This window comes from Enterobacter sp. T1-1 (assembly GCF_000710795.1).
In the GTDB taxonomy this organism is placed as follows: domain Bacteria; phylum Pseudomonadota; class Gammaproteobacteria; order Enterobacterales; family Enterobacteriaceae; genus Enterobacter; species Enterobacter cloacae.
Genome location: NZ_JALW01000096.1, coordinates 1 through 4465, shown reverse-complemented (window position 1 = coordinate 4465; position 4465 = coordinate 1). Strand labels below are relative to the sequence as shown.

Annotated in this window: 6 protein-coding genes; 2 read left to right on the top strand and 4 right to left on the bottom strand. The window is 51.8% G+C overall.

Going from position 1 to position 4465, the window contains the following annotated elements:
* From AK59_RS0122860 to AK59_RS0122850, 3 genes are all read right to left on the bottom strand, one after another.
* On the bottom strand, positions 1-216 hold a 216-nt coding region (locus AK59_RS0122860), incomplete at its 3' end, for an ATP-binding cassette domain-containing protein (protein ID WP_029883898.1).
* A gap of 12 nt (positions 217-228) precedes the next feature.
* Positions 229-1131 carry a carbohydrate ABC transporter permease gene (locus AK59_RS0122855; protein ID WP_023620436.1) on the bottom strand — a complete coding sequence of 301 codons (903 nt, stop codon included), beginning with the start codon at positions 1129-1131 and terminating at the stop codon, positions 229-231.
* Positions 1124-2014, bottom strand: coding sequence for a carbohydrate ABC transporter permease (locus AK59_RS0122850; RefSeq protein ID WP_013098570.1), 891 nt, complete (start codon positions 2012-2014; stop codon positions 1124-1126). The genes AK59_RS0122855 and AK59_RS0122850 overlap by 8 nt, the downstream gene beginning before the upstream one ends.
* 408 nt (positions 2015-2422) lie before the next feature.
* Between AK59_RS0122850 and wzz(fepE) the strand changes: the two genes are divergently transcribed.
* Positions 2423-3547, top strand: a complete 1125-nt coding sequence (gene wzz(fepE), locus AK59_RS0122845; RefSeq protein WP_013098569.1) for an LPS O-antigen length regulator Wzz(fepE) — start codon at positions 2423-2425, stop codon at positions 3545-3547.
* Between the two features lie 41 nt (positions 3548-3588).
* Here the strand turns inward: wzz(fepE) and AK59_RS0122840 are convergent, their stop codons facing one another.
* Complete coding sequence (locus AK59_RS0122840; protein WP_013098568.1) at positions 3589-3912, bottom strand: cupin domain-containing protein; 324 nt, start codon at positions 3910-3912, stop codon at positions 3589-3591.
* Between the two features lie 135 nt (positions 3913-4047).
* Here AK59_RS0122840 and AK59_RS0122835 point away from each other — a divergent pair.
* The coding region (locus AK59_RS0122835; protein WP_029883897.1) for an amino acid racemase at positions 4048-4465 on the top strand (418 nt) is incomplete at its 3' end.

Genomic DNA, 4465 nt, shown 5'->3' with positions numbered 1-4465 from the left:
GGGGGCGGGGGGCCCCCCCCCCCCCCCGACCCCCCCTCCCCCGCCGCTGATGGTTTCCAGCCCCGCCAGCATGCGAAGGGTGGTGGACTTGGCACAGCCGGATGGACCGACGATCACCATAAACTCCCCCTCCGCGATCTTCAGGTCGATAGCATGTACGGCTTTGAAGCCGTTGGAGTAAACCTTTTCCAGTTTATTGAAGACAACTTCAGCCATGATATTTCCCTCTTAACCTTTAATTCCGCTGCTGGAGACGCCCTGCACGAAGTAGCGTTGGGCCAGGAAGAACACAATGATGGATGGCAGAATGGAGATGCTCGCCATTGCCAGAATTTCGTTCCACGGCGCACCTTCGGTAACGTCGATGGACATTTTCAGCGCCAGTGCAATCGGGTATTTATCCACGCTGTAGACGTAAATCAGCGGCCCGATAAAGTCATTCATTGACCACATGAACTGGAACAGGGCGACGGAAATAATGGCCGGTTTCAGGATCGGCACCACCACGTACCACAGCACCTGAAGGGAGTTACAGCCGTCGATTTGCGCCGCCTCTTCCATGTCACGCGGCACGCCGCGCAGGAACTGGATCAGCATAAAGACGAAGAACCCCTGCGTGGCGAAGGCCAGCGGCAGGTACAGCGGCATGTAGCTGTTCAACATGCCCATTTCACGGAACATCAGGTACTGCGGAATCAACAGCACGGTGCTGGGCAGCAGCATGGTAGTGATGAGCGTGGCGAACCAGAATTTTTTCCACGGGATCTCAAAGCGGGCAAAACCATACGCCACAATGGTGGAAGAGATAATGGTCAGGATCACTTTGGGGATCACATACTTAAAGGTGTTCAGCATGTAATGGCCGAAGGTGTACTCGGTCCCGGTCTTCCAGCCGTTGATAAACCCGTCCCAGGTGGCATGCGCCGGCCACAGGCTCAGGGTAGTGAAGATCTCGTGGTTCGGTTTGAACGACGCTGAGAACATCCACACCAGCGGGTAGAGCATCAGCAGGCCGACAAACAGCAGGATCGTATAGCGAACGGTGGCGTTGATTTTCTCTCTGCGCTGCGTACGGGCAACCTCGCGTTCGGCGACGCTTCTTGCCGCGGAAAGGTGTTGAATATCAGCCATTTTTGCCTCCTTTATCGGCGGAGTAGAACACCCAGTATTTCGACGACTTAAAGGCGATACCGGCAAAGACGGCCACCACCAGGAACAGGATCCACGCCAGCGCCGCGCCATAACCCATATCGAAATATTTGAACGCCGTGTCGTAGATGTAGAGCGAGAACAGATAGGTCGAGTAGGTTGGCCCGCCGCCGGTAATGACGTACGGCCCGGTAAATTCCTGGAATGCCTGAGTGGTTTGCATGATGAAGTTGAAGAAAATCACCGGCGTAATCAGCGGCACGGTCACTTTCATGAACATTTGCCATCTGGACGCGCCGTCGATCATTGCCGCTTCATACTGAGACTGCGGAACGTTTTGCAGCGCCGCCAGGAAGATGACCATCGCGGAGCCGAACTGCCAGACGCGCAGCAGGGTCACGGACATCAGCGCCAGAGATGGCTCACCCAGCCAGTTCACCGGGTCGAAGCCAAATACGCCAATAAAGCTGTTCAGCAGACCATCTATCGCAAATAAGGCGCGCCACAAGACAGCAATCGCCACGGAACTGCCGAGGATCGACGGAATATAGTAAGCGGTACGGAAAAAGCCGATCCCGCGTAATTTGAAGTTGAGAACAAACGCAATCCCTAATGCAAACGCGAGCTTCAGCGGAATGGTCAAAAATACATACGCGAACGTGACACCCATTGATGTCCAGAAGAGCGTGTCTTCAGTAAACATATAGCGATAGTTTTCGATGCCGTTAAACACCGGTGGGCTCATCAAATCGTAATCCGTAAAACTGAGGAAAAACGATGAGACGAAGGGGAAAGCCGTAAAGAGTATCAACCCAATAATGTAGGGTGATATCCATGCGAGCCCCAGCAGCTTGTTTTCATTCATACAGACCTACCTGGCAATCAGTGGGTGAAATGACGGTATGAGTTTCAGGTCATCCGAACCGTAGTTTTTGAATAATAAAACAGTGTTTTATTTTATATTATGGCTATTTTTTCCCGCGTCATTCGCTTAATGATGGAAATGTGATCAGCATCGAAACGGTGTTTCAATAAAGTGAGGAGGGTGGCATTTTGCCGCTATTTCTGGCGATCAAGGCAGGTCTTGCATGTAAGCAGAAAGAAAAGCGGATGATTAATAACAATAATACCGTAAAGGTACTAACTACCAACTTTGATAGCCAGTACACAGATAGATCAATATCGCGTTCAGATTATTCTTACTTTCTTGTATCATCGGACCACTTGAACTCACGAGGCAGAAATTACCTGCACTCTTAACAGAAGAACGTCTATGTCAGCGATGGATTTCAAAAAAAACACGGACCTCGATTTTCCTTCTTATGCCACCCCGGCTGTCAGCACTAAAGAAATCGACCTTTTGGGGCTGTTAGACATCCTGCTTGCCGCCAAAAAGCGCATCATTGCTATTGCGTTCGCGTTTGCGCTGGCCGGACTGGCGATTGCCTTTTTACTGCCGCAGAAATGGACCAGTAAAGCGGTGATCACGCCTGCCGAACAGACGCAGTGGAACCCGCTGCGCCAGATGATGGTGGCACTCCAGGTTCTGGATGTGGACGTAAAAGTGTCCCGTGATGAAGTGTTTGGACTGTTTATCAAAAAGTTTCAGTCGCAGTCATTGCTTGAAGAGTATATGAAATCCTCCCCTTACGTTATGTCACAGCTTGAGGGGACAAACGTGGATCCGCTTGAGCTGCATCGTGCGGTGGTCAATATCTCTGAGAAGATGAAAGCGATTGATAACACTCAGGTAAAAGACGCGGATAAAGCGCCTTACGTCTCCTGGACGCTCAGCTTCACCGCCCCCACGGCGGGAGATGCGCAAACCGTTCTGGAAGGGTATATCAAGTATATTGCCGCGATTGTCGAGCAAGAGATCATGCTGAATATCCGTAACCAGCTCGCCCTGAAAACGAAGGTGGTAGAGCAGCAGCTGGATCTGGATCGGGTGCGTCTGACCAATATTCACAACACCAATCTGCAGCGTCTTAACTATTCGCTGGAAGTGGCTAACGCGGCGGGCATTAAGAAACCTGTCTACAGCAACGGACAGGCCGTAAAAGACGATCCGGATTACTCCGTTGCCCTCGGCGCTGACGGTATCGCGCAGAAATTGCAAATCGAGAAAAATCTTAAGGATGTGTCTGAGCTGAATGCAGACTTCCAGAACCGTGAATATTATCTGGCGCAGCTGAAAAAACTCTCCGTTGAAGACGTTAAACTGGAGCCCTTCAAGTATCAGCTTTCGCCTTCCATGCCGGTGAAAAAAGATGGCCCGGGGAAAGCGCTGATTGTCATGCTGGCGGGGATCCTGGGTGGGCTGTTCGCCTGCGGTAGCGTATTGCTTCGTGAAGCGATGCTTAGCCGTAACCCGCTGCCAGAGCCGGTAGCGGAATAACCGACGCAGAGAAAAAAGGGCGCTGAAATCAGCGCCCTTTTTTATTGCAGAAAATCTTCCCGTACGGGGGTAAAGGTATCCAGCAGGGTGCCGGGCTGAAGACATACGCAGCCGTGCATGACATGCGGCGCTTTGTAGAGCGTATCGCCGGCCCTGACGATATGCTTCTCTTCACCAATGGTGAATTCAAACTCACCGGACAGCACATAGGTTAGCTGTTCGTGCGGATGGCTATGCATCGGGCCAATCGCGCCCTGGGCAAAATTCACTTCAACCGCCATCATCTTACCGCTATGGGCCAGGATCCGACGGGTTACGCCGTTACCCAGATCGTCAAGCGTGGTCTCGTTGTGGAAAATAAACATGCCTTCCCCCATCATAAAATGAAATAATGTTTCATTTAATTTATATCACCTTCTTTTAAAAAGAAACGGCGCGACAAAGAACTGGAAACGCGATCACAAGTTTGCTTCACTGAGATAAACAGAGAAGGAGGGATAATGAAAACAATCGGCCTGCTGGGTGGCATGAGCTGGGAATCAACCATTCCCTACTATCGATTAATTAATGAAGGGGTGAAGCAGCGCCTCGGGGGACTGCATTCTGCCAGTTTGCTGCTGCACAGCGTGGATTTCCATGAGATTGAAGCGTGCCAGTCGAGCGGTGAATGGGATAAAGCCGGAGAGATACTGGCGCAGGCGGCACTCGGGCTTCAGCGTGCCGGTGCCGAAGGGATTTTGCTCTGTACCAACACGATGCATAAAGTCGCTTCGCACATTGAAGCACGTTGCCCGCTGCCGTTTTTGCATATTGCGGATGCAACAGGTCGCGCGATTGGCGCGGCGGGGATGCGTCGCGTGGCGCTGCTGGGAACGCGCTATACCATGGAGCAGGATTTTTACCGTGGCCGGGTGAGCA